General features: G+C 61.7%; 24 protein-coding genes. 7 read left to right on the forward strand and 17 right to left on the reverse strand.

Annotated elements, in window-relative coordinates; genetic code table 11:
- Positions 1 to 66 precede the first annotated feature (66 nt).
- The 12 genes from L6D74_RS18145 to L6D74_RS18200 form a co-directional block, all read right to left on the reverse strand.
- Positions 67 to 663 (reverse strand): nucleotidyltransferase family protein, encoded by a 597-nt coding sequence (locus L6D74_RS18145; protein WP_085647440.1) that lies wholly within the window; start codon positions 661 to 663, stop codon positions 67 to 69.
- On the reverse strand, positions 660 to 1,640 hold the full coding sequence (locus tag L6D74_RS18150; RefSeq protein WP_236189963.1) for an XdhC family protein: 981 nt from the start codon (positions 1,638 to 1,640) through the stop codon (positions 660 to 662). Before L6D74_RS18150 ends, L6D74_RS18145 begins: the two co-directional genes overlap by 4 nt.
- Positions 1,640 to 3,961, reverse strand: a complete 2,322-nt coding sequence (locus tag L6D74_RS18155) for a xanthine dehydrogenase family protein molybdopterin-binding subunit (protein ID WP_236189965.1) — start codon at positions 3,959 to 3,961, stop codon at positions 1,640 to 1,642. The genes L6D74_RS18150 and L6D74_RS18155 overlap by 1 nt, the downstream gene beginning before the upstream one ends.
- Positions 3,958 to 4,428, reverse strand: a complete 471-nt coding sequence (locus L6D74_RS18160) for a (2Fe-2S)-binding protein (protein ID WP_039770687.1) — start codon at positions 4,426 to 4,428, stop codon at positions 3,958 to 3,960. Before L6D74_RS18160 ends, L6D74_RS18155 begins: the two co-directional genes overlap by 4 nt.
- A 247-nt stretch (positions 4,429 to 4,675) precedes the next feature.
- Positions 4,676 to 5,695 (reverse strand): UDP-N-acetylmuramate dehydrogenase, encoded by a 1,020-nt coding sequence (murB, locus tag L6D74_RS18165; RefSeq protein WP_236189967.1) that lies wholly within the window; start codon positions 5,693 to 5,695, stop codon positions 4,676 to 4,678.
- Positions 5,692 to 6,156, reverse strand: coding sequence for a low molecular weight protein-tyrosine-phosphatase (locus L6D74_RS18170; protein WP_064598568.1), 465 nt, complete (start codon positions 6,154 to 6,156; stop codon positions 5,692 to 5,694). Before L6D74_RS18170 ends, murB begins: the two co-directional genes overlap by 4 nt.
- Positions 6,156 to 6,920 (reverse strand): 3-deoxy-manno-octulosonate cytidylyltransferase, encoded by a 765-nt coding sequence (kdsB, locus tag L6D74_RS18175; protein WP_039770692.1) that lies wholly within the window; start codon positions 6,918 to 6,920, stop codon positions 6,156 to 6,158. The genes L6D74_RS18170 and kdsB overlap by 1 nt, the downstream gene beginning before the upstream one ends.
- Entirely contained in the window at positions 6,917 to 7,102 is a 186-nt protein-coding gene (locus tag L6D74_RS18180; RefSeq protein WP_003179363.1) for a Trm112 family protein, read from the reverse strand. The genes kdsB and L6D74_RS18180 overlap by 4 nt, the downstream gene beginning before the upstream one ends.
- A gap of 24 nt (positions 7,103 to 7,126) precedes the next feature.
- The gene (gene lpxK / locus L6D74_RS18185; protein ID WP_236189968.1) at positions 7,127 to 8,137 is read right to left on the reverse strand and encodes a tetraacyldisaccharide 4'-kinase; all 1,011 of its coding nucleotides are present in this window, start codon (positions 8,135 to 8,137) and stop codon (positions 7,127 to 7,129) included.
- On the reverse strand, positions 8,137 to 8,565 hold the full coding sequence (locus L6D74_RS18190; protein WP_039770694.1) for an ExbD/TolR family protein: 429 nt from the start codon (positions 8,563 to 8,565) through the stop codon (positions 8,137 to 8,139). The genes lpxK and L6D74_RS18190 overlap by 1 nt, the downstream gene beginning before the upstream one ends.
- A complete protein-coding gene (locus tag L6D74_RS18195; RefSeq protein ID WP_163976130.1) occupies positions 8,562 to 9,197 on the reverse strand; it encodes a MotA/TolQ/ExbB proton channel family protein in 636 nt (211 codons plus the stop codon). Before L6D74_RS18195 ends, L6D74_RS18190 begins: the two co-directional genes overlap by 4 nt.
- A 78-nt stretch (positions 9,198 to 9,275) precedes the next feature.
- On the reverse strand, positions 9,276 to 11,519 hold the full coding sequence (locus L6D74_RS18200; RefSeq protein ID WP_236189969.1) for a DNA internalization-related competence protein ComEC/Rec2: 2,244 nt from the start codon (positions 11,517 to 11,519) through the stop codon (positions 9,276 to 9,278).
- A gap of 136 nt (positions 11,520 to 11,655) precedes the next feature.
- Between L6D74_RS18200 and L6D74_RS18205 the strand changes: the two genes are divergently transcribed.
- The gene (locus L6D74_RS18205) at positions 11,656 to 12,174 is read left to right on the forward strand and encodes a DUF2062 domain-containing protein (RefSeq protein WP_085647428.1); all 519 of its coding nucleotides are present in this window, start codon (positions 11,656 to 11,658) and stop codon (positions 12,172 to 12,174) included.
- A gap of 53 nt (positions 12,175 to 12,227) precedes the next feature.
- Here the strand turns inward: L6D74_RS18205 and L6D74_RS18210 are convergent, their stop codons facing one another.
- The 4 genes from L6D74_RS18210 to L6D74_RS18225 all read right to left on the reverse strand — a co-directional run bounded on the left by L6D74_RS18210 (position 12,228) and on the right by L6D74_RS18225 (position 15,396).
- On the reverse strand, positions 12,228 to 13,007 hold the full coding sequence (locus L6D74_RS18210) for an ABC transporter permease (protein ID WP_085612112.1): 780 nt from the start codon (positions 13,005 to 13,007) through the stop codon (positions 12,228 to 12,230).
- Positions 13,004 to 13,936, reverse strand: a complete 933-nt coding sequence (locus L6D74_RS18215) for an ABC transporter ATP-binding protein (RefSeq protein ID WP_064598582.1) — start codon at positions 13,934 to 13,936, stop codon at positions 13,004 to 13,006. Before L6D74_RS18215 ends, L6D74_RS18210 begins: the two co-directional genes overlap by 4 nt.
- A gap of 133 nt (positions 13,937 to 14,069) precedes the next feature.
- Entirely contained in the window at positions 14,070 to 14,693 is a 624-nt protein-coding gene (locus L6D74_RS18220) for a glutathione S-transferase family protein (protein ID WP_085647426.1), read from the reverse strand.
- Positions 14,694 to 14,736: 43 nt separating this feature from the next.
- A complete protein-coding gene (locus L6D74_RS18225; protein ID WP_064598586.1) occupies positions 14,737 to 15,396 on the reverse strand; it encodes a transglutaminase-like domain-containing protein in 660 nt (219 codons plus the stop codon).
- Between the two features lie 248 nt (positions 15,397 to 15,644).
- Here L6D74_RS18225 and L6D74_RS18230 point away from each other — a divergent pair, with 248 nt between their 5' ends.
- Entirely contained in the window at positions 15,645 to 18,092 is a 2,448-nt protein-coding gene (locus L6D74_RS18230) for an acyl-CoA dehydrogenase (RefSeq protein ID WP_064598588.1), read from the forward strand.
- Positions 18,093 to 18,166: 74 nt separating this feature from the next.
- Entirely contained in the window at positions 18,167 to 18,574 is a 408-nt protein-coding gene (locus tag L6D74_RS18235) for a PA2817 family protein (RefSeq protein WP_007950758.1), read from the forward strand.
- A 57-nt stretch (positions 18,575 to 18,631) separates the two neighbouring features.
- On the opposite strand, the gene L6D74_RS18240 is transcribed toward L6D74_RS18235, so the two are convergent.
- Complete coding sequence (locus tag L6D74_RS18240) at positions 18,632 to 19,627, reverse strand: LysR family transcriptional regulator (RefSeq protein WP_064598590.1); 996 nt, start codon at positions 19,625 to 19,627, stop codon at positions 18,632 to 18,634.
- A gap of 90 nt (positions 19,628 to 19,717) precedes the next feature.
- Here L6D74_RS18240 and L6D74_RS18245 point away from each other — a divergent pair, with 90 nt between their 5' ends.
- The 4 genes from L6D74_RS18245 to L6D74_RS18260 all read left to right on the forward strand — a co-directional run bounded on the left by L6D74_RS18245 (position 19,718) and on the right by L6D74_RS18260 (position 23,779).
- The gene (locus tag L6D74_RS18245) at positions 19,718 to 20,344 is read left to right on the forward strand and encodes an alanyl-tRNA editing protein (protein ID WP_064598592.1); all 627 of its coding nucleotides are present in this window, start codon (positions 19,718 to 19,720) and stop codon (positions 20,342 to 20,344) included.
- 90 nt (positions 20,345 to 20,434) lie between these two features.
- Complete coding sequence (locus tag L6D74_RS18250; RefSeq protein WP_064598593.1) at positions 20,435 to 21,205, forward strand: 2OG-Fe(II) oxygenase; 771 nt, start codon at positions 20,435 to 20,437, stop codon at positions 21,203 to 21,205.
- A 1-nt stretch (position 21,206) separates the two neighbouring features.
- Complete coding sequence (locus tag L6D74_RS18255) at positions 21,207 to 21,845, forward strand: LysE family translocator (protein ID WP_011335460.1); 639 nt, start codon at positions 21,207 to 21,209, stop codon at positions 21,843 to 21,845.
- A 194-nt stretch (positions 21,846 to 22,039) separates the two neighbouring features.
- Positions 22,040 to 23,779, forward strand: coding sequence for a dipeptidase (locus L6D74_RS18260; RefSeq protein WP_236189970.1), 1,740 nt, complete (start codon positions 22,040 to 22,042; stop codon positions 23,777 to 23,779).
- Positions 23,780 to 23,814 lie beyond the last annotated feature (35 nt).

The following is a 23,814-nucleotide window of genomic DNA, read 5'->3' on the forward strand; positions in this document are numbered from 1 at the left end:
TCCAAAAGCCACTAAAAAGCCCCGCCTGGTGATCCAGGCGGGGCTTTTTTATATCTCAAGGTTTTATCAGGAGGGCGGGAACACCAGCGCATCCGGCACATCGATATCCCACAACACCCCCGGGTCATCCACCGCGACTTCAATCACCCGACCTTGGGCAAACAGCGGTCTGGCGCCCCGGTCACCGGACAAAGCCATCAACCCTGCGGCGAACGAGCGGCCAAACCCGACCGGATGCCCATAGTCACCATTCAACGTCGGTACGCTGACCGCATCCTCGGCAATCGCCGCCACGACCCGCTCAATGCTCGACGGCAGGATGAACGGCATGTCGCCCAGCACAATCAGCCAGCCGTCGGCCTCCGGGCATGCCGCCACACCCGCCGCAATGCTGTCGCCCATTCCTGTGGACTCGATCGAGACAATGTCACACCCATAAGCCTGCGCCATGCGCATCGCCTGCGGCCGCGCCTCGGTCGTCACCAGCACTCGCTTGTCGAGGCTCGCCGGCAGGTTCACCAGCACCTGCTCGATCACCGAACGCACCGCGCCATCACGCCCGGTGCAATCGGCCAGCAGCTTGTCCTTGTCGGCACCCGCCACTTCGCGAAAGCGGCTGCCCTCGCCCGCCGCCAGCACAATCACTCCGATGGATCGGCTCATACACTCTCCACTGTTTTCTTCTGCTTGAGCTCGACACCATTCTTGATCGCGACGATTTCCGCCAACAGCGACAGGGCGATTTCCGCCGGTGAATGGCTGCCGATGTGCAAACCGATCGGCCCGTGCAAACGGGCGATGGCCGCTTCCGACAAGCCTAGCTCAGCCAGATTTTCCCGACGCTTGCGGCTGTTGACCCGTGAACCGAGTGCGCCGACGTAGAACGCCTTGGAGTCGAGCGCCGTGAGCAGCGCCATGTCATCCAGCCGTGGGTCGTGAGTCAGCGCGACAATCGCCGTGCGTTCATCGGTCTGGATATTCAGCACTGCTTCGTCCGGCATGCCGGGGACAAAACGCCCATGCTGCTCTTCCCAGCCATAGACGAACTCGGTGCGCGGATCACAGATCAGCACTTCGAAATCCAGCAATCGCGCCATCTCGGCCACATACCGCGATAACTGCCCGGCGCCGATCAACAGCAGGCGCCAGCGCGGGCCATAGATGGCGCGCAGGGTCTGGCCGTCGAAGCTCAAGGTGTCAGCCTTGCCGGCCGGTCGCAACACCACCTCGCCAGTGCCGATGTTCAGCTCACGAGCGACGATTTCGTGAGCCTCGCAGCGATCCAGCAACTCGGCAACCCACGCCGGATCACCGACCCGTTCCTCGGTCAGGCGCAGGGTGCCGCCGCAAGGCAGGCCGAAGCGCGCCGCTTCTTCCTGCGTCACGCCGTAGGTGATCAACTGCACCGGCGGCCCGTTGGCGGGAATCCGCCCATCGTGCAGCCGGGCGATCAGATCATCCTCGACGCACCCGCCGGACACCGAACCGATCACCACGCCATCTTCGCGCAACGCCAGCATTGCGCCGGGCGCCCGGGGCGCGGTGCCCCAGGTCTGCACCACGCTGAACAACATTACCCGCTGTCCGGCGCGGCGCCATTCGAGCACACTACGCAGGACATTCAGATCGGCGCTGTCCATTACGCTTGCGCCTTCTGCCAGCCCTGCAACTGGTAACGCACCGGCAGGTTACGGATGCGCTGACCGGTGGCGGCGAAGATCGCATTGCACAGCGCCGGCGCAATCGGTGGCACACCCGGTTCGCCGACGCCACCCAGTGGCACCTCGCCCGGCGGCGTCACCAGATGCACCGCGACTTCCTTCGGCGCCAGCGACATGCGCGCGACTTCATACATATGGAAGTTGTCCTGCTGCACCTTGCCGTCCTTGAAGCTGATTTCGCCCCACACCGCGTTGCCCAGGCCCATCACGCAGGCGCCTTCGAACTGCGAACGGATGCGCTCGGGGTTGATCTGCGGGCCGCAATCCACGGCGATATCGGCCTTGTGCACGATCAGCGTGCCGTCGTCCTTGACCTCGACTTCGATCACCGCCGCCACATAGGTGACGAAGCTGTAATGCACCGCCAATCCGAGACCACGACCCTTGGGCAATTGACGCCCCCAACCCGCCGCCTTGGCCGCCGTTTCCAGCACGGTGCGCATGCGCCCGGTGTCGATCGGATAACGCTCGGGGGATTCGCCGTAGTTCCATTCTTCACTGAGCGTTCGCGGGTCGATCTGCCGATCCGGGCCGAGCAACTTGATCTGGTACTTGAGCGGATCCTCCTTGGCTTTGTGCGCCAGTTCATCGACGAAGCTCTGGATCGCGAAGCCATGGGGAATGTTCGACACCGAGCGATACCAGCCGACCCGCGTGTGCACCGTGGCTTCAGGGTTTTCCAGCCGCACGTTGGGAATCGCGTAGGCCATGTTGGTGAATCCCATGCCCAGCTCGAAGGCGGCTTCGTGGTTCATGCCCGGTGCGAACAGCGCGGTGATGCTCGGAGCGACCGTGCGGTGCAACCAGGCGGACGGCAAACCGTCCTTGCCCACGCCGGCCTTGAGGTACTCGGCGGACACGGTGTGAAAATACGAATTGTGGATGTCGTCTTCCCGGGTCCACTGCACACGCACCGCTTTGCCGGGGAATTCCTTGGCGAGAACGGCAGCTTCAACGACAAAGTCCGGTTTGGACTTGCGCCCGAACCCACCGCCCAACAGCGTGACATTGAAGGTGACGTTATCGAATGGCAGCCCCAGGCGTTCGGCGATCCGCTCGCGGGTGACCTGCGGCGCCTGGCTCGGTGCCCAGGCTTCGCAAGTGCCATCCTTGTAACGGGCGATGGCCACCATCGGTTCCATCGGCGCCTGTGCCAGATGCGGCAAGTAATAAGAGGCTTCCAGCGTGCTGGCGGCACCAGCGATGGCTTTGTCGATGTCGCCGGTATTGCGTACCACTTTGCCCGGCTTCAGCGAAGCGGCTTCGATCTCCTTGCGATAGGCGACCGAGTCATAAGTGGCGTTCGGGCCGTCGTCCCACTCGATTTTCAGCGCTTCACGGCCCTTCAATGCCGCCCAGGTATTGCTGGCCACCACAGCCACGCCACCCAACGGCTGAAATTCCGAAGGCAATGGCCGGGGTTCGATCTGGATGACTTTCAGCACGCCCGGCACTTTCAGCGCGGCGCTGTCGTCCACCGACTTGACCTTGCCGCCGTACACCGCCGGACGCGCAATGACCGCGAACAGCATGCCGTCGAAATGCACGTCGGCCCCGTACACCGCGCGGCCATTGACGATGTCGGCACCGTCGATGGCCTTGGTGCCTTCCTTGCCGATGTAGCGGAATTCCGACGGCTGCTTGAGCCGCAGGCTGTCACGGGCCGGCACCGTCAGGGCACTGGCCGCAGCGGCCAGCTCACCGTAACCCAGCTCACGCCCGGACGGTGTGTGAACGACTTTATGCAGTTGCGCACGGCATTCGCCGACCGGCACCTTCCACTGGGCTGCGGCCGCTTGTTCCAGCATGGTCCGGGCGGCGGCGCCGCAACGGCGCATCGGTTCGTACCAGTGCCGCATGCTGCGCGAGCCGTCGGTGTCCTGGTTGCCGAAGCGCACCTCATCACCCGGCGCCTGCTGGACCTTGACGTGCGCCCAGTCGGCTTCCAGTTCATCGGCGACCACCATGGTCAGGCTGGTGCGCACACCCTGGCCCATCTCCGAACGGTTGCAGACCACGGTTACCGTGCCGTCGGCGGCAATGCTGACGTAGACCTTCGGATCGTCGATCCAGCCGTTGGGCATGCCATCGGCGCCGAACTGCTTGGGCTTGTCTTCGGCCAGCGCATCCTGCCAGCCCCAGCTCGCCGCCAGCACCAGCGCACCCGTGGCGCCGACGCCCTTGAGGAAGCCCCGGCGACTCAGGTTGCTCAGGGCGAAATCGTTCGGTAGACGGCTCATGCCTTGGCCTCCTTCAGGTGAGTGGATGCCTGGCGGATTGCGGTCTTGATCCGGTTGTAGGTGCCGCAGCGGCAGATGTTGCCGACCATCGCTTCTTCGATCTGCTCGTCGCTCGGGTTCGGGTTGGTCTTGAGCAACGCGGTGGCGGACATGATCTGGCCGCCCTGGCAGTAACCGCATTGGGCCACAGCGGTGTCGAGCCAGGCTTGCTGGACGATCTGACCGACCGGGTCGGCATGCAGGTTGTCGATGGTGGTCACGTTCTGCCCGACCACCGAACCGATCGGGGTGATGCAACTGCGCGCCGGCGCGCCGTCGATATGAATGGTGCACGCACCGCACAGGCCCATGCCGCAGCCGAACTTGGTGCCGTTGTAACCGGCGACGTCGCGGATCGCCCACAACAGCGGCATGTCCTCGGTGACATCGAGTGGATGATCTTGACCATTGAGTTTCAGGGTAATCATGGGCACGCCCGCATATTCTTGGAGGTTATGGGGTCGAGCCATCTGCCACCGCAGGGACGGTAGTGGTTCGCGCAGATCGGCTCAGGCTAATCAGGCTCTCTTGTGCCGACGGGAATGTCTGCACCGGGCCTTTGGTGGAGCAAATGGTTGGTATCGTTAGCTGGCTACGTTAACCCGCGATTAACAAAAAAGCCCTGCACTTTTTAAATAAGTGCAGGGCTTTGGGTTCAGCCTTGAAAGCGTAGCCTCAATACCTGTTGGGCTCCATTTCCAGCTCGACATTGAAACGTTCTGAAATGTCTTTCTGGATGCGCTGCGCCAGATCGAGCAATTGCAGCCCGGTCGCCGCACCGTAGTTGACCAGCACCAGCGCCTGCAATTTATGCACGCCGGCATCGGCCTCACGGAAACCTTTCCAGCCGGCACGCTCGATCAACCAGCCGGCCGCCAGCTTCATCTGCCCGTCCGGTTGCGCGTAGGCCACCAGATCCGGATGCTGCGCCTTGATCTGTGCAACCACGGCCGCGGGCACCAGCGGGTTCTTGAAGAAGCTGCCGGCATTGCCGAGCACCGCCGGGTCCGGCAGTTTTTCGCTGCGGATGCTGCAGATCGCGCGGCTGACATCCGTCGGCGTCGGTTGCTCGATGCCCTGCTCGGTCAGGCGCTGACGCACCGGACCGTATTCCAGATGCAAATGCGCGACTCGATCCAGCGCGAAGCGGACCCGCAGGATCAGCCAACGCCCCGGCTGCTGCTTGAACACACTATCGCGGTAGGCAAAGTTGCACTCTTCCAGGCTGAAGTCGCGCAGCTCGCCGGTCTGGCGATCCAGCGCCGTCAGGCCGGCGAACACATCCTTGATCTCGACGCCGTAGGCACCGATGTTCTGCATCGGCGCAGCGCCGACAGTGCCGGGGATCAGGCTGAGATTCTCCAGCCCGGAAAAACCCTGCGCCAGCGTGTGCTGCACGAACGGGTGCCACGGCTCACCGGCTTCGGCTTCAATCACCACACGATTGCCGTCGTCGCTGATGACACGAATGCCACGGCTGGCCATGCGCAGCACCAGTGCCGGGATATCCGCCGTGAGCAACAGGTTGCTGCCGCCGCCGATCACCAGCAACGGCAGGTTGTGAGAAGTCGCGTAAGCCAGGGCTTCGCGCACATCGGCGTCACTGTGGGCTTCGGCAAACAGCTGTGCGCGCACATCAACGCCGAAGGTATTGAAGGGTTTCAGGGAAACCTGCGGTTGTATCTGCAAACTCATAACCGCCCCTTCACTTCAATCAACAGCTGATCGCAGGCACGCTCGATCAGATCCAGCACCTGCTCGAAGCCCTGATCGCCGTCGTAATACGGATCCGGCACCTCGTCGACTTCACCTTCGTAGCGGCGCAGGAACAAGTCCAGCTCGGCCTTGCCGGTGGACGGCTGCAAGGCCTTGAGGTTGCGCAGGTTGCTGTTGTCCATGGCGAGGATCAGGTCGTAGCTGGCGAAATCGGCGCGGCTGACCTGCTGCGCGCGTTGCGCCGACAGGTCATAACCGCGCAGCTTGGCCGCCGCCTGGCTGCGCTTGTCCGGCGGATTGCCAACGTGCCAGTCGCCAGTGCCGGCGGAGGCCACTTCGACCTGATCCGCCAGCCCCGCTTCACGCAACTTGTGGCGCAACACGCCTTCGGCGGTGGGCGAACGGCAGATGTTACCCAGGCACACGAACAGAACGCGCATCAGGCCTCCAGCAGGCGACGGACACGCTCGAGGTCTTCGGCGGTGTCGACCCCGGTCGGCGGCGCGATCAACGCGTCAGCCACATGAATCCGCACGCCGTGCCACAGGGCACGCAGTTGCTCGAGGGATTCGGTGTTTTCCAGCCAGCACGGACCCCAGCTCACGAAGTCCTGAAGGAAGCCTGCGCGGTAGGCATAAATGCCGATGTGACGACGATACGGCACGCCTTCCGGCAGCACGTCGCGGCTCTTGGCAAACGAATCGCGGGCCCATGGCAGGGTTGCGCGACTGAAGGTCAGCGCCAGACCGTTGAGGTCGCTGACAACCTTGACCACGTTCGGGTTGAACAGGGTTTCCACGTCTTCGATCGGCTCGGCCAGGGTGGCCATGCGCGCTTCGGTGTGGGCCGCAAGATTCGCGGCGACCTGATCGATTACGCTCGGCGGGATCAGCGGTTCGTCGCCTTGCACGTTGACCACGATGGCATCCGGTTCCAGACCCAGCTTCGCCGCCACCTCGGCCAGACGATCGGTGCCGGAATTATGATCTTCACGGGTCAGCACTACTTCGGCGCCAAAAGCCTTGCAGGCCTCGACGATACGCGCATCGTCGGTCGCCACGACCACACGGCTGGCGCTGCTTTTGCTGGCCTGTTCCCAGACGTGCTGGATCATCGGCTTGCCGGCGATGTCCAGCAGCGGCTTGCCCGGCAGGCGGGTCGAGGCGTAGCGCGACGGGATGACAACGGTGAAGGCGGTGGTCATTTATCCAGGCGCTCGTCGGTGGTCAGGGTGCGGGCTTCGCTTTCCAGCATGACCGGGATGCCGTCGCGGATCGGGTACGCCAGACCGGCGCCCTTGCTGATCAGTTCGGTCTTGTCGGCGCTGAGCTTGAGCGGGCCTTTGCAGACCGGGCAGGCGAGGATGTCGAGCAATTTGGTGTCCATGAACATTCCCTGGATAAAAACGGATTAAGGCAAAAGACGATCCGGCAACAGGCGCATCAACTGCGTGTCGAACCAGGCCACGAAGGCCGGCGACGGCACTGCATCGACCGCCAGGTACCACCAGTCGGCGGCGGCGAAGGCACGGCACTTCACCGCGTCCTTTTCAGTCATCACCACTGGCAATGACGGCGTAAAACTCAAGGCCTGCACGCTGTATTCGGCGTGGTCGGCGAAGGCGTGGGGCACAGGCCGCCAGTCTAGCGCTTCGAGGGTATTGAAGAAACGTTGCGGGTTGCCGATCCCGGCCACCGCGTGCACGGCCTGGCCGGGCGGAAAATGATCGAGCGGCCGGCGTTCACCGCTGCGCAGATTGACCAGCGCCGAGGGCTTGAGACGGAAGGCGAAACCGCCGTCGCGATCCTCAAGGGCGCCGTTGAACAGCACCCCGTCAACGCTTTGCAGGCGCTCGACCGGTTCGCGCAGGGGGCCGGCGGGCAGGCAGCGTTGGTTGCCAAGGCCTCGGGCGGCGTCGATCAGCACCAGTTCCAGATCCCGCGCGAGGCGGTAATGTTGCATACCGTCATCGGACAGGATCAGGTCCAGCGGCTCGCTGTCCAGCAGGGCTCTGACGGCGGCGCTGCGATCGGGATCGATCATCAGCGGTACGCCGGTGCGCTGCACGATCAGCAACGGCTCGTCGCCGGCGATGTCGGCAGTCTGGTCAGCGTCGACCCGCCACGGCAGTTGCGCCGGTTTGGCGCCGTAACCACGGCTGACCACGCCGACCCGCAGCCCGTGGCGTCGGCAGTGCTCGATCAGCCACAGGATCATCGGTGTCTTGCCGGTGCCGCCGACCGTGATGTTGCCGACCACGATCACCGGCACCGGCGCCTGGTAGATCTCACCTTCGCCATCGAGAAAACGCTGACGTTTGCCCGCCACCACGCGGCGGTACAGCCACTCCAGCGGCCGCAACAGCGTCAGGGCCGGGTGCCCCTGATACCACGCGGCGAGCAGACGATCGGACATGGCCATCAGGATTTGGGCGCCGCCTCGACCGTGGTCATGCGCAGATGGCTGAAACCGAGCTTGCCGGCCGCATCCATGGCGGTGATCACGGATTGATGCTGAGCCTTGCCGTCAGCACTGATCGACAGCGGCATATTGGTGTCGCCGTTGGCTTCTTTCTGCATGGCTTCCATCAACGTCGCCAGATCGTTTTTCGGCAGAATCCTGTTGTTCACCGAGAACACGCCTTCGGCGCTGATGGCCACGTCCAGTTGCTTGACCTGCTGATCCTCGGCCGGCGAGCCGCTGACCGCTTCCGGCAGGTCGACACGCAGTTGGGTTTCGCGGGTGAAGGTGGTGGTCACGACGAAAAACAGCAACAGGATGAACACCACATCGATCAGCGACGCGAGGTTGATGTCGATGGTTTCCCGGGGCTTGCGACGGAATTTCACGCTTTGCCCCCGGCCAGATCGACGTCACGGTCGCCCTGCACCACTTCCACCAGTTTGATCGCTTCCTGTTCCATGCCCACCACCAGTTCATCGATGCGTCGTTGCAGGAAACGGTGGAAGAACACCGCCGGAATACCGACCATCAGGCCCGCAGCGGTAGTGATCAAAGCCTTGGAAATACCGCCGGCCAGCACCGCAGCATTGGTGGTCATGCCGGAGCCGGTGAAGGCACTGAAAATGTCGATCATGCCCAGCACCGTACCCAGCAGACCGAGCAGCGGCGACATGGCGGCGATGGTGCCCAGCGCGTTGACGTAGCGTTCCAGTTCGTGGATGACCCGGGCGGCGGCCTCTTCGATGCACTCCTTCATGATCTCGCGACCATGCTTGGAGTTGGCCAAGCCCGCGGCGAGGATTTCCCCCAGCGGCGAGTTGGCGCGCAATTCCTTGAGTTTTTCCTTGTTGAGCTGCTTGTCCTTGATCCAGACCCAGACCTGACCCAGCAGATGCTCAGGGGTGACGCGACTGGCGCGCAGGGTCCACAGGCGCTCGGCGACGATCGCCATGGCGGCGATGGAACTCAGAATGATCGGCAACATCATCCAGCCGCCGGATTTGACCAATTCCCACACAGTGACAGCCCCCTCGAAAAAGTGCGCCACTTTACCATACCGGTTCGCGATAAAGACCCGTCGCCCCGACGACCGTGCTCAACGGTACTCCGCCCCCGGCAACGGCGAGTCGCGCCAGAAGCGGCGTTGTTGACGCATCGACCGGGCCGGCTCAAACCGCCCCAGTTGCAGATGAATGGCGCCCTGCTCGGCGCTGTCGTGGATGTGTATTCCCTGTTTGCGGTAGCGGGCGATGACCGTGGGGTGTGGATGGCCGAACGAGTTGCCCTGCCCTCGGGAAATCAGCACGGCCTGGGGCTGCAAAACCTTGAGCAAGGCCATCGATGAGGAACTGCGGCTGCCGTGATGCGGGGCTTGCAGCCACTGGGTCGGAACCGCCAGCGCGCTGTTGAGCAAATCCCGCTCGGCATTGGTGTCGATGTCACCGGTCAGCAGCAGCCGCTCGCCGTTGGCTTCGATCTGCAACACGCAGGAACGCTGGTTGCTGTCATGGGCTTCTGCCCATTGCCATAGATGAAAGGCAACGCCGTCCCACTGCCATTGTCGACCGCTTTCACAGGCTTCGGCGTTCAGCGCTTCGGCCAATCCATGCGGATCGCCGCTGATGACCCGGCTGACCGGCAATCCTTTCGCTACGGCGAGTGCGCCACCTGCGTGATCGGCATCAGCATGGCTGAGCAGCATCAGGTCGAATCGCTCGACGCCCAGCTTGTGCAGGGCTGGCAACACCACCCGCTCGCCGACATCGAAATCGCCGAAGCGCGGGCCGCTGTCGTACAGCAAGGCGTGATGGCGCGTGCGGATCAGAATCGCCAGCCCTTGGCCGACGTCGAGTTGCCAGACATCGGCGATACCTTCGTCCAGTCGTTCCCGCGGCGGGAATGCCAGCACCAGCAGCAACGGCCAGCCCAGCGGGCGCAAAGGAACGCCTCGGGGCAGCAATAACAGCACTGCACCGATGCAACCCAGCGCCACGATCCAGCCCGGCATCGATTCTGCAACCCACGCCGGCCAGCGCCCGGCAATCAGGGCCAGTGCCCGGAACAATCCATCGATCAGTCCACCGGCCAGCCACAGCAGCCCTTCACCGACATAAGGAATTGGCAGCAACAAAGTCCCGAGCAACGCCGGCGGCAGCACCGCAAAACTGACCCACGGCACCGCCAGCAGATTGGCCAGCGGCCCGCTGAGACTGATCGGCAGACTCAACGCCAGCAGCACCGGGCACAATCCGATTGCGATCAGCCACTGCGCGCGCGTCCAGGTTTGCCACCAGCGCCACGGCCCCAGACGGCCGCCGAAGGTGAAGATCAACACAGCCACCGCCGCGAAAGACAGCCACAACCCCGGACGCAAGCTGGCCAGCGGATCCATCAACAACACGCCATTGAAGGCCAGCAGCAACGGCCACCATGCGCCGAGATGACGAAAGCGCAAACGCCACAACAGCACCAGCGCAACCATCACGCAGGCCCGCCGGACCGGCACATCGAATCCGGCCAGCAAGCCGTAACCCAGCGCCGCCGTGAATGCCAGACCGCACGCCCAAGGCAGCCAGGGCCAACGCAGCGGCCAAAATCCGAATCGGGCCAACCCGGCGACCAGCGCGTACATCAACGCTGCCAACAGCCCGATGTGCTGGCCGGAAATCACCAGCAGATGCACGGTGCCGGTGTCCTGCAAGATCTGCCAGTCTTCGCGACTGAGGCCGGAACCATCGCCGAGCACCAACGCGGCCAAGGCGCTGTTACGACCCTGGGCGTCAACGGCAAGCAGGCGCTGGCGAATACTGTCGCGCCAGGCCCACTGCGCCGGCGCCAGACGCTGGCCATCCTTCACCGTCCCGGTAGCACCAATGCGTTGCGCCAGCAGCCAGGCCTCGTAATCGAACGCATCCGGATTGAGCAAGCCACCGGGGCGCTTGAGCTTGACCGCCAATCGCCAGCGTTCGCCGCTTTTGACCTCAGGCCCGGCGTACCAGGCCAGGCGCATCAGCGACGGCAGCTTTTCGTGACGCGAGCGCGCATCGGCCAGCTCAAACCGCACGACGCCCTCGGCACTCTGCGGCAAGCCGACGACCCGGCCCTCCACCCAGCGCGTTTCGCCATCCAGCCGGGACGGCAGTCGATCATTCAACGCCAGTTGCGCGTTGAATCCCGCCCATGCGAATCCAAGCAGTAAAAACGCCAGTGGATAGCTGCGAAACGGCAGCAGCATCAGCGCCACCCACGGCAACACCAGCAATAACCCGACCGGCGGCAAGGCCGGTAAAAAAACCGCTGCCAGCAGACCGACCGCCAGCGCCATCATCCCTGTGCGCATAAGCCCGTCCTTGAGAGTCCCACCTTCAGGCATAGCGGTTGCGGGGCACGGGCGTCGTTATCAATTGTCACAAAGTCTGAATGGGCGGTTCGTAGAATCCAGACATACTTGCCGCCTTAACCGACCGAGAAGCCTTATGCCCCGGCGCTTATTCAAACGTTACATGCCCGATCCGACGAGCATCAGGGAACACAAATCCTTACGCTTTCTCGGCACGTTGCTGCATGACCCGAACCTCTGGCACCTAAACCGACACTCGGTGGCCCGCGCCATGGCCGTTGGTCTGTTCGCCGCGTTCCTGCCGATTCCCGCACAAATGCTGGTGGCCGCCGTACTTGCGATCATGGTGCGCGGCAACATGCCGATTGCCGTCAGCCTGGTCTGGCTGACCAATCCGATCACCATGCCGGCGGTGTTCTTCTGCACCTATCAGGCCGGGGCCTGGCTGATGGATGTTCCCGCCCGCACACTTCCAGACGAATTGACCTGGGAATGGATCAGCGGCGAGCTTTCGACCCTGTGGCAACCGTTCCTGCTGGGTTCGGTGGTGGTCGGGCTGGCACTGGGCGCCCTCGCCTACTGTCTGGTGATGCTGTACTGGCGCTGGTGGGTGGCCCGGCAATGGGCGCGGCGCAAGAAAAGTCGCATGCGCTGAATGCAAAACGGCCTCCACTGTGGGAGGCCGTTTTGCATTCAGCATTGAAGAAATCAGGTACGCATTCCGCGCCCGCTCACCAGCAGCCGTGCGCAACCGAAATACAGCGCCACGGTCGCCACCAGCATGAAAGTGATCGCGATACCGATGCGGATGTCCGACACACCGAGGATGCCGTAACGGAAGGCGTTGACCATGTGCAGCACCGGGTTGGCCAGCGACACGGTCTGCCAGAACGGCGGCAGCAAGGTGATCGAATAGAACACACCGCCAAGGTAGGTCAACGGGGTCAGCACGAAGGTCGGGATGATCGAGATGTCATCGAAGTTGCGCGCGAACACCGCGTTGATGAAGCCCAGCAGCGAGAAGATCGTCGCCGTCAGCACCACCACCAGAACGGTCACGCCCAGGTGATGCACCTGCAGACTGGTAAAGAACAACGACAGAATCGTCACGATGACGCCCACCATCAAGCCACGCAGTACGCCGCCAAGGGTGTAGCCGATCAGGATCGTATGCGGTGAAACCGGCGACACCATCAACTCTTCGATGGAGCGCTGGAACTTGCTGCCGAAGAAGCTCGACACCACGTTGCCGTAAGAGTTGGTGATCACCGACATCATGATCAGCCCCGGCACGATGTACTCCATGTAGGTGAAACCGCCCATGTCGCCGATCTGCCGACCGATCAGGTTACCGAAGATCACGAAATACAGAACCATGGTGATCGCCGGCGGCAGCAGGGTCTGCGGCCAGATCCGGGTGAAGCGTCTGACTTCGCGGTAAACGATGGTGTTAAGGGCAACGAGGTTGGGGCGCAGCTCGGAACTCATACCGCCACCTTCGACAGATTCTTCTCCACCAGGGACACGAACAGCTCCTCAAGGCGATTGGTTTTATTGCGCAGGCTCAGCACTTCGATGTTCTGCAGGGCCAGTTGGCCGAACAACGCGGTGATGCCCATGGACTTGTCGACCTGAACCTCCAGGGTATGGCCGTCCACCAGGCGCGCCGGATAGCCCGCCAGTTGCGGCGCAGCACTCAGGCCGTTTTTCAGATCCAGCAGGAAGGTTTCCACATGCAGCTGGCCGAGCAGCTGACGCATGCTGGTGTTCTCGACGATGGTGCCGTGGTCGATGATGCCGATGTTGCGGCACAACTGCTCAGCCTCTTCCAGGTAGTGGGTGGTGAGGATGATGGTGATGCCTTTCTGGTTCAGTTCGGTGAGGAACGTCCACATCGAACGACGCAGTTCGATGTCGACGCCGGCAGTCGGTTCGTCGAGGATCAGCAGACGCGGTTCATGCACCAGCGCACGGGCGATCATCAGACGCCGCTTCATGCCGCCGGACAGCGAACGCGACGGCACATCGCGCTTGTCCCAAAGGCCGAGCTGGGTCAGGTACTGCTCGGCGCGTTCCTTGGCGACCTTCGCCGGAATGCCGTAGTAACCGGCCTGGGTCACGACGATGTCGAACGTCTTTTCGAACTGGTTGAAGTTGAACTCCTGGGGCACCACGCCGATCGAGCGCTTGAGCGCCGCCGGGTTCTTGTCCAGGTCGTGGCCGAAGATATTCACGGTGCCGCTGGTCTTGTTGACCAGGGTCGAGAGGATGCCGATCGTCGTGGATTTGCCGGCGCCGTTGGGGCCGAGCAAGGCGAAGAAGTCACCTTCGGCGACGTCCAGATCGATACCACTCAAGGCCTGGAACCCGTTGCCGTAGGTTTTGGTTAGCTGCCGGATGGACAGAGCGGAACTCATATCGGATTTACGCACCCAGTAAGGAAAAAAGGACTGATAAAAGGCCGGCGGCGAGGAAGACAACCGCAGCGCTCGAGCGCAATGGTGCTTGCCGTCGCCGCACAAGTACAGTCAAGTGTGTCGATAGTAGGTATTAAGTCAACGCGGTCATGACAGCTTTCTGATACGCCGGACGCTGTTTCAACCGCGCATACCAGGCCTCAAGGTTCGGCTGTGGCGCGCGCTCGATCGGCATCTCGAACCAGGCATAAATGAAACTGCCGAGCGGGATATCGCCCATGCCGATTTCACTCCCGGACAGATACGGCTGGTGCTTCAGTGCCTGATCGGCCATCGCCAGCAAGCCGTCACATTCCTTGATCGCCGCGTGGATGGCCGGCCAGTCCTGCTTGTCTGCCGGGGTACGCAGAACGCCCCAGAACACTGTGCGAAACGGTCCGGCAAAACTGGAAGTCGTCCAGTCCATCCACTTGTCAGCGGTAGCGCGGGTCTGCGGATCCGCCGGATACCACGAAGTATCGGCCGCATGTTTTGCCAGCAGGTAACGCACGATGGCATTCGATTCCCACAGCACAAAACCGTCGTCCTGAATCACCGGCACTCGCCCGTTCGGGTTCATCGCCCGGTACTCCGGTGTGTCGACCACACCAAACGCGCCACCGGCATCGATGGCCTCGTAGGCCAGTCCGAGCTCTTCGGCAGCCCACAACGGCTTTCTGACATTCGACGAATTCTTGCGACCCCAGATCTTCAGCATGACCGCCTCTTTTCCAGTAAATGGGCAGGCAGCATACGCCGGATCAGAGGCTGCCGACATCACCGCGCATGTCACTGGACAGTGGCTTCTGCTGATCGTTGAACAGGTGCGGATAACATTTCTGCAGATGTTCGAAGAAAAAAGATTCCGGTACATCGGCGAACTGGCCGTGATCGACCAGGTACTCCATCAGCAGCGCGCCATCGCTGTTGTACGGGTGAAAAACGCTGTCGTTCATGCCGTCGAATTCCAGCGGCGCAACGTTGAACATTTCGCAGAGCTTCTGGTTGAACGCGGGCGTGGCTTTCACCCAGCGATCATTGAGAAACAGCTCGGTATAACCATGCATGGCGAACACTTCGCTTCTCAGCAGTTCAAGCAGACGCGGCGTCGACAGATGATTTTTCACATCCGCCAGTCCGATGCGTGCGGGGATCCCGCAATGGCGCGCGCAACCGGCGAGCAACGTGGCCTTGGGCACGCAATAACTCTCACCTGCCGCCAGCGCGTAGCTGCCGCGCAAGGTCTGCGGGTCGCGGCTGAAGGTGTACATGTTGTAACGCACCGCCTCGCGCACGGCGTAATAAAGACTGATCGCCTGCGCGAGCGGATCGCGACTGGCACCACGGTGCTGCTCGGCGAACTCCACCACCGAGGGGTGGTCACTATCGATGAAGCGGCCGGGGCTCAGATACTCGTGCATGACGACATTCTCCTGATTGAGCCCCGAGTCTAGCGAGAGGTTCAGCACAGAGATAACGACGTTTCGGCCAAACATGCACGCAAAGACGCGGAAGCGGCGAACGATTTCCCACGCGTGTTGCCCACCGAACCTACAAAAGACATCCGGGGTTTCCCACGATTTCAATCACCTTGCTCTGACCGCCCCGTTTTGCAGATGCCGTCTAAGCTCTGGAGGGTCGGTTCGCCCTGGTTCACGGAGGATTAAATATGCTGTTGTTGTGGATACTGGTTCTGATCGTCGGCGTGGCGTATCTGGCCCACCGGCGCATCGCCCCGCTGCCCGCGCTGGGCATCGTTGCCGCTTACCTGTTGGCGATGGGAATTTTCAGCCACGCACCGGGCTGGTTGCTGCTGATTTTCTGGGTGGTGCTGGCCCTGGTGGCCGCCCCGTTGCTGTTGCCTGACCTGCGCCGTAAACACTTCACCGCGCCGCTGTTCAGTTGGTTCCAGAAAACCCTGCCACCGATGTCGCAGACCGAGCGCGACGCGATCGACGCCGGCACGGTGTGGTGGGACGGCGAACTGTTCAGCGGCCGTCCGGACTGGGACAAGCTGCTGTCCTATCCCAAAGTGCAACTGAGTGAAGAAGAACAGGCATTCATCGACGGCCCGACCGAAGAGCTCTGCGCCATGGTCACCGACTGGCAGATCGGCCAGTCGATGGACCTGCCGCCGGAAGCCTGGACTCACATCAAGGAACACGGTTTCTTCGCCCTGATCATTCCCAAGGAATTCGGCGGCAAGGGTTTCTCCGCCTACGCCCACTCCCAGGTGGCGATGAAACTGGCGACCCGCAGCGGCGACCTCGCCTCCACTGTGATGGTGCCAAACTCCCTCGGCCCGGCCGAACTGCTGCTGCATTACGGCACCGACGAACAACGCAATCATTACCTGCCACGGCTGGCCCGGGGCGACGACATTCCGTGCTTTGCTTTGACCGGCCCGCTTGCCGGCTCCGACGCCGGCGCCATGCCCGACACCGGGATCATCTGCAAGGGTGAATGGGAAGGCCAGGAAACCCTCGGCCTGCGCTTGAACTGGGAAAAACGCTACATCACCCTCGGCCCGGTCGCGACCTTGCTCGGCCTGGCCTTCAAGGCCTATGACCCGGATCACCTGCTCGGCGACAAGGAAGACCTCGGCATCAGCCTCGCGCTGATCCCGACCGACACCCCCGGCGTGGAAATCGGTCGTCGCCACCTGCCGCTGGGCGCTGCGTTCATGAACGGCCCGAACTCCGGCAAGGACGTATTCATCCCGCTGGACTTCCTCATCGGCGGCCAGGACATGCTCGGCAAAGGCTGGATGATGCTGATGAACTGCCTGTCGGTCGGGCGTTCTATCTCGCTGCCGGCAGTGGGTACCGGCGCGGCCAAGTTCACCAGTCTGGTAACCGGGCAGTACGCGCAGATTCGCGAGCAGTTCAACGTGCCACTCTCAGCATTCGAAGGCATCCAGGAAGCCATGGCGCGGATCGGCGGCAACGCCTGGATGATGGACGCCGCACGGATGCTGACCGCCAACGCGGTGGATCTGGGCGAGAAGCCTTCCGTGCTGTCGGCGATCCTCAAGTACCACCTCACCGAACGCGGTCGCGAGTGCATCAGCCACGCCATGGACGTACACGGCGGCAAGGCGATCATCATGGGCCCGAACAACTACCTGGGTCGCAGCTGGAACGGCGCGCCGATCTTCATCACCGTGGAAGGCGCGAACATTCTTTCGCGCAACCTGATGATCTTCGGCCAGGGCGCCATCCGCTGCCATCCGTTCGTACTCAAGGAAATGGCCCTCGCCGGACGCGAGGACAAGGACCAGGCACTCAAGGAATTCGATGGCCTGCTGCTCAAGCACATCGGCTTTGCCGTGAGCAACGCCGCCAGCACCCTGGTGTTGAACCTTGGCTTCGGCCATTTCGAACATGCGCCGGGAGACAAGCTCAGCCAGGGCTATTTCCGTGCGCTGAACCGTCAGGCTGCCGCGTTTGCCATGCTTGCCGACCTGAGCATGATGTTGCTGGGTGGCGAACTGAAACGCCGCGAGCGTCTGTCGGCACGATTGGGCGATGTGCTGAGCAACCTGTATCTGGCGTCGGCGGCGCTCAAGCGTTATCACGACCTCGATTCCCCGGCGTACATGGAACCGCTGTTCAGATGGGCCATGGAAGAAAGCCTCGGCCAGTCGGAAAAGGCGCTGGATGAACTGCTGACCAACTTCCCGAACCGAGTCTTTGGCTGCCTGTTGCGCGTGATCGTGTTCCCGTTCGGCCGCCGTCACAAAGGGCCTTCGGACAAACTCGGTGCCGAGGTGGCTGCGGTCATCGGCCGGGCCAAGGGCGATCCAGCGCTGGAAGAACTGCTTGCCGGCTGCTATCGCCCGCAATCGACCGATGATGCAGTCGGTGCGCTGCAACACGCCTGCGATCAACTGAACGCTGCGCAACCGCTGCACAAGAAATTGCACTCGTCGCTCAAGAGCGGTCAGGTCAAACCGGTAGCTGGTGAACACGCCATCGATGCGGCACTGGAAGCCGGGGTGTTGCAGGCCGTGGAAGCCCAGACCCTGCGTGATGCCGAAGCGGCGCGGCGCAAGGTGATCGATGTCGATGATTTCGACAAGGAGCAACTCAAACCCGCGGAAGGCAAAATCCGCTGATCCCTTCAATCAGTGAAAAACGGGCGCGGGCGCTTTATACTCCCGCGCCCGTTTTGCTCTTGAGGACTTATCTCGTGTCCAACGTCGTTGCCGATCATCTGGTTTTGCTCGACCATCTGCGCAGTATCCTGGTCGCCGTAGGTGAGGCCGATCAGGTTCCCGAAGAAAGCCATGCCCTGTTCCTGGAGCGTTTCGACGAACTGCTGGCGTCACTGCCGATCGAGCCAATCGAAAGCCAATACCTGGGCCAGGACATCCTGACTCAAGTGATTACCCGTTACCCGCAAATTGCCCACCTGATCCCGCGGGATCTGCTGTGGTTCTTCGCCGGCGACTGCCTGCATTACCTGTCCGACGAAGAAATCGACATGTATCAGGCGCTGGAAGAACGCCGCTACGAAGCCGAACAGAACGACGAACCGTTCGACTGGAACCAGGAAAAACAGCTGCTGGCGATGTCCGCCCAGGACAGCAAGCACTGATATTCCCCGGTAATGAAAAGGCCCGCATGGTGATCCATGCGGGCCTTTTTCATGGGGTCAGAGCAACCCTTCGCTCTCGGGCAATTCGTACTCGGCCAACGGTTTTGAACCGCCAGACTTCCCCGGCTTGCTCAGGGTCGGCTCTTTCTCCAGGCACTCCACCAGATAGTCGATGAACACCCGCAGCTTCGGCGGCAGATAGCGCGTCGGCGAATGCAGCAACCACAATCCGCCGTGGTACGACGCCAGGAATGTCCAGTCCGGCAGCACCTGCACGATCAGCCCTTGCTCCAGTGCATAACGCGCAGTGAAATACGGCAGGCTGCCAATACCGATGTGCTGCAACACCGCGCCCAGACGCACGCCGGTGTGATTGGCGGCATACCGGCCGCGCACGCCGACGGTGACGGCTTTGGTGCCTTTCTTGAATTTCCAGCGCGCATCACTCGGGGTTTCGCCCAGGTAAATGCAACTGTGATTGAGCAAGTCGTGGGGATGGGTCGGCGTCCCGTGTTCGGCCAGGTATTGCGGTGTGGCGCAGAGCAAATGGTCGATGGTCAGCAGTTGTCGGCCGACCAGTCCGGCCGGTGGACGATCCGTGATGCGAATAGCCAGGTCGACATGGTCATCGATCAGATCAACCTGGCGGTCTTCCAGCAACAACTCCACATCGACCTTCGGGTAGCGCCGCAGAAACTCCGGCATGTGCGGGTGAATCACGAAGCGCCCCACCGCTTTCGGCACGCTGACCCGCACCAGACCTTCGGCTTCGTGGGTGAACTGGCCGCTGATCTCCATCACCGACTTGGCGGCGCTGACCATTTCCTGGCAGCGCTTGAACACCTCTTCCCCGCCATCGCTCAAGCGCAGTTTGCGCGTGGTGCGTTGCAGCAGCCGCGTGGCCAGCGCTTTCTCCAGCCGGGAAATACTGCGACTGACTGCCGAGGGCGATGAGCCCAACTGGCGAGCGGCTTCGGAGAAACTGCCGGTCTCGACGACCTTGACGAAAATCGCCATCTCACCAAGCAGCGGCAGGGGAAGATTTATGCTCACAGCGCAACAGTCCTTTGATGTTTGAACGGATTATCACGTTATTGCACGATTCATATAATTAAAAAAGAAACTTTAATAAGGGCATGGAATATGACGCTTCGCCTCTTTTTCCATAGTGATGACCTCAAGGCCAATGTGGAAGTCCTCGACTGCACGCCCCACGAGAACGAATTCGCCGTTGTGTTGCGCGCTACGCTTTTCCATCCCCAGGGCGGTGGCCAACCCTGCGATACCGGTTGGATTGGCGAAAGCAAGGTTCTGCGCGTCGTCCAGGAACCGGACCGGATCATTCATTTTGTCGATCAGCCGGTGCCACTGGGCATGACCCAGATTCGCGTCGACGAAGAACGCCGCCGCTTCAACACCCGCATGCACTCTGCCGGACATTTGATCGGCCACTTCGTCCAGGCCATGGGCTGGATGCCGATCAAGGCGCACCACTGGCCGGACGAGGGCCGGGTTCAATTCAAACCCGGAGATTCGGCCCAGGAAGTCGATGCGCAAACCGTTCAATACGGCATCGAGCAATGGATCGAACACGACCTGCCACGCCTGACTTCCCTGCGCGAAGGCGCGCGGGAAATCGGTTTCGGTGAACTGCCAGCCTATGGCTGCGGTGGCACCCATGTACGCAGCCTGAAGGATTTGGGCACAGTCACGATCGCGTCCCTTTCGCAGAAGAAAGGCACGTTGTCCGTCCACTACAACGTGGATTGAGGATTTCGGACGCTGCCAGATGCAGCGTCCGACGCCGGGGGAACCGCGTTCGCCGGTTCCGTTGACTATTCGATAGATGGACCTGAAACCATGATGCTTGACGTCGAGCGTCTCGATGAGACGTGCATAAAAAAACTGGCCAACGAAGAAGTCCTCGCCATCCGCTTCAAAGGCTTTCTGCCCCAGGCGCAGGCAATCCAGATTGGCGACAAGATCCTCGCCCCCGGCTTCGAGGGCTACATCAACGCGCCGAGCATCGGCCGCATCGGCATGGCGTTCTACGAGGCGGAAAACCAGCCGCTGCTGATCGAAGATTATTTCGAGCGCGCCACCAGCAACATCGCCGAACTACGTAACCGTTGCGCACCCTACTCGTCGCCGGTCGATACCTTGCGCTGCATGCTCGACGAATCCTGGCCGGCGGGTGCCCACCTGGAAAACCTCTACGGTCGCAAGATGTACGTCGGCCTGTCCCGCGTGGTGAAACCGGGCGTGTGCTTCCTGGCCCACCACGACATCTTCGCCAAGGACGCCCCGGACAGTTTTCAGGCCCGCAGCCTGGAGGCGCAGTTTGCCTGCAACGTCTACCTCAACATGCCGACCGAAGGCGGCGCGTTGCAGATGTGGGAAGACGACATTTCCCCGGACCGCTTCGACGAAATGCGCGGCGACAGCTACGGCATCGACCCGGCACTGCTCGGCCCGCCCGCCCTCGAAGTTCGCCCGGAACCGGGGGATTTCATCATGTTCAATTCGCGTCGCATGCACTCGGTAACGCCGGGCGTGGCCGATCCGCGCTTGAGCCTTTCGTTTTTTGTCGGCTATCGCGGCAATGCCTCACCCCTGACTTTCTGGAGCTGAAATGACATCGAATTATCTGGGCGAGTTTCTGGCGCTGGCCACCATCCACTTTCTGGCCGTGGTCGCACCCGGCCCGGACTTCGCCGTGACCATCCGCCAGAGTGTGCGTTTCGGTCGTTTGGTCGGCATCTGCACGGCATTGGGCATCGGCGCGGGGATTTCCGTGCACGTGCTGTACACCCTGCTGGGCGTCGGCGCCTTGATGCACACCACGCCGTGGTTGCTGACCGTCGCCAAAGTGGTCGGCGGTGCTTACATTCTTTATCTGGGCGTCAGCCTGATCCGCAGCAAGCCCAAGACGACAATGGAAGGCGAAAAGACCAGTGACGAACCACTGGTCGAGCAATCGCTGTTCAAGGCGTTTTCCACCGGTTTCCTGACCAACGCCACCAACCCCAAGGCCACGCTGTTTTTCCTGGCGATCTTCACCACGATCATCAGCGCCAGCACGCCGCTGCAAATCCAGGCCCTGTACGGGTTGTGGATGTGCGGGGTGAATGCGTTGTGGTTCGTGATCGTCGCGCTGTTCTTTTCCAGCAGCAAAGTGCGCGTGCTGTTCATGCGCATGGGCCACTGGTTCGAGCGCAGCATGGGGGTGATTCTGATCCTGTTTGCCGGGCGTCTGGTGCTGTCGATGTAAGCATGCTGAGCGGAGAAGCCCGATCCAGACAGATTGGACGGGCTTTTTCGATTCTGCGCCGCTTTTGCATTTCTGTGCGACGCGTCCCACTTCGGGGGCTCCCGGGCACGCTCGTGTGGTGGTAGTTTGCGAGACCGTCTGACGCATCGGTCAGACAACTCCTTCTCACCGCCTGCAAAGGAATGCCCTTAGCAATGGATTTTTCACTCAAGCAACTGGCCGCGTCGACACTGATCCTGGCCAGCCTTTCATCCGTCACACTGCCAGCCCATGCCAACCTTACCGAGCAGCAGAGCGCGACCATTCTCAAGAACTTCAATGAGGCAAAGGTCAGTGACTTCAGAGCATTTCTCGGTGATCTGGCCAAGAACGACCTGAGCAAGACCGACGATCTGCGCCCTGCCATCAGTGCCTTCCTCGACAACAAGACGCTGACCGCCGAACAGCAAAACGAAATCCATCGCCTGCTCGGTCTCTACACCCGCGTGAAGTACGGCAAGGCCGCCCTGGAAACCCTGCGCGAACTGGTGGAAATCCCGACCTTCCGCAAGGATGGCGTCGATCAGCATGACAACCCCGAATTCATCAAGATCGCCGACAAGATCAAGGATCTGGCTGAGTCTTTCGGCCTGAAGTATCGCAACGTCGACAACCGCGTCTACGAAATCTCCCTGGACGGCAGCGGCAAGGACGTCGTCGGCATTCATGCTCACGCCGACGTGGTGCCGGTAACGCCGGAAAACTGGGTGCTGAAGGACGGCACCAAACTCGACCCGTTCAAGGTCACGCTGATCGGCGACCGCATGTACGGCCGCGGCACCGAGGACGATAAAAACGGCATCGTCGTGACGCTGTATGCCATGAAGGTGATCAAGGAAGAGAAGCTGCCGCTGGCACGCAATTTCAAACTGCTGGTGGACACCACCGAAGAAACTACCGGTGACGCGATTCCCTACTACTTCGAACGCAACCCGACGCCCGAGTACAACTTGGCACTGGATGGCGGCTATCCCGTAGTGATTGCGGAAAAAGGCTACGGCACCGTCATGGCCAAGTTCGCCAAGCGCAAGGCCGAGGGTAAAGGCGCGGAAATCGCCTCGATGACCGGCGGCCTGGCGACCAACCAGATTCCATCGGTTTCGGTCGTCACGCTGGTGACAGACAAACCCGCCGAGCTTGCGGCCAGCCTGCAAAAGGCCGGCGCTGAATACGCCAAGCGCAATGGCGGCGATTTCGAAGTGAACGCCAAGGTCGATGGCAAAGACGTCAAACTCACCGTGACCGGTGTTTCCGCGCACTCGTCCGAGCCAGAATCCGGCGTTAATCCGGTCGCGCGCATGCTCGACTTCATCCACAGCGTGGACGGCAAGATCGCCTTCAAGCACAACCACATCACCGACGCTGCCCACTACGCCGCCGACAACTGGGGCCTGGATTACAAGGGTGGCAAGTTGGGCGTCGGTTTCGCCGATGATTTCATGGGCCCGCTGACCACGTCCCCGACCTACGTCGGCATGGACGACAAAACCTTCAAACTCGCGGTCAACCTGCGCGTGCCGAAGGGCAAGTCGCCGGAAGTGCTCAAGACCGAAATCGCCGACAAGCTGGCGGCGTGGAGCAAGAAAAACCATGTCGCGGTGAAATTCGACTATTCGATCGCCGAACCGATGTACCGCAACCCAGAAGGCGAATGGGTCAAGGCGCTGCTGGCCGTGGCCACCGAAAACCTGGGCATGAAACACGAATTCGGCACGTCGGCCGGCGCCACTTCGGTGCATGAACTGCCGAACGGCGTGCAGTTCGGCCTGGCGCGACCTGAGGTCAAGTACACCGGTCACACCGATGGCGAGTTCAAGACCGTTGACCAGTTCCTGCTGGACCTGCAGATCGTCACCGAAATGATGGGACGCATCGGGCAGTTGCCGAAGCTCTGATCACGTACCGGGCTCGCCACATTGGCGGGCCCACA

The sequence above is a fragment of the Pseudomonas pharyngis genome, assembly GCF_021602345.1.
GTDB lineage: Bacteria > Pseudomonadota > Gammaproteobacteria > Pseudomonadales > Pseudomonadaceae > Aquipseudomonas > Aquipseudomonas pharyngis.

Excerpts from the sequence above, each read along its gene's own strand:
- L6D74_RS18145 (WP_085647440.1), bottom strand. The coding sequence starts at position 663 with ATGAGCCGATCCATCGGAGTGATTGTGCTGGCGGCGGGCGAGGGCAGC.
- L6D74_RS18225 (WP_064598586.1), bottom strand. The coding sequence starts at position 15,396 with ATGCACGAGTATCTGAGCCCCGGCCGCTTCATCGATAGTGACCACCCC.
- L6D74_RS18150 (WP_236189963.1), bottom strand. The coding sequence starts at position 1,640 with ATGGACAGCGCCGATCTGAATGTCCTGCGTAGTGTGCTCGAATGGCGC.
- kdsB (WP_039770692.1), bottom strand. The coding sequence starts at position 6,920 with ATGACCACCGCCTTCACCGTTGTCATCCCGTCGCGCTACGCCTCGACC.
- L6D74_RS18220 (WP_085647426.1), bottom strand. The coding sequence starts at position 14,693 with ATGCTGAAGATCTGGGGTCGCAAGAATTCGTCGAATGTCAGAAAGCCG.
- L6D74_RS18255 (WP_011335460.1), top strand. The coding sequence starts at position 21,207 with ATGACATCGAATTATCTGGGCGAGTTTCTGGCGCTGGCCACCATCCAC.
- L6D74_RS18215 (WP_064598582.1), bottom strand. The coding sequence starts at position 13,936 with ATGAGTTCCGCTCTGTCCATCCGGCAGCTAACCAAAACCTACGGCAAC.
- L6D74_RS18200 (WP_236189969.1), bottom strand. The coding sequence starts at position 11,519 with ATGCGCACAGGGATGATGGCGCTGGCGGTCGGTCTGCTGGCAGCGGTT.
- L6D74_RS18245 (WP_064598592.1), top strand. The coding sequence starts at position 19,718 with ATGACGCTTCGCCTCTTTTTCCATAGTGATGACCTCAAGGCCAATGTG.
- L6D74_RS18260 (WP_236189970.1), top strand. The coding sequence starts at position 22,040 with ATGGATTTTTCACTCAAGCAACTGGCCGCGTCGACACTGATCCTGGCC.
- L6D74_RS18160 (WP_039770687.1), bottom strand. The coding sequence starts at position 4,428 with ATGATTACCCTGAAACTCAATGGTCAAGATCATCCACTCGATGTCACC.
- L6D74_RS18180 (WP_003179363.1), bottom strand. The coding sequence starts at position 7,102 with ATGGACACCAAATTGCTCGACATCCTCGCCTGCCCGGTCTGCAAAGGC.
- L6D74_RS18170 (WP_064598568.1), bottom strand. The coding sequence starts at position 6,156 with ATGCGCGTTCTGTTCGTGTGCCTGGGTAACATCTGCCGTTCGCCCACC.
- murB (WP_236189967.1), bottom strand. The coding sequence starts at position 5,695 with ATGAGTTTGCAGATACAACCGCAGGTTTCCCTGAAACCCTTCAATACC.
- L6D74_RS18210 (WP_085612112.1), bottom strand. The coding sequence starts at position 13,007 with ATGAGTTCCGAGCTGCGCCCCAACCTCGTTGCCCTTAACACCATCGTT.
- lpxK (WP_236189968.1), bottom strand. The coding sequence starts at position 8,137 with ATGGCCATGTCCGATCGTCTGCTCGCCGCGTGGTATCAGGGGCACCCG.
- L6D74_RS18155 (WP_236189965.1), bottom strand. The coding sequence starts at position 3,961 with ATGAGCCGTCTACCGAACGATTTCGCCCTGAGCAACCTGAGTCGCCGG.
- L6D74_RS18205 (WP_085647428.1), top strand. The coding sequence starts at position 11,656 with ATGCCCCGGCGCTTATTCAAACGTTACATGCCCGATCCGACGAGCATC.
- L6D74_RS18230 (WP_064598588.1), top strand. The coding sequence starts at position 15,645 with ATGCTGTTGTTGTGGATACTGGTTCTGATCGTCGGCGTGGCGTATCTG.
- L6D74_RS18250 (WP_064598593.1), top strand. The coding sequence starts at position 20,435 with ATGATGCTTGACGTCGAGCGTCTCGATGAGACGTGCATAAAAAAACTG.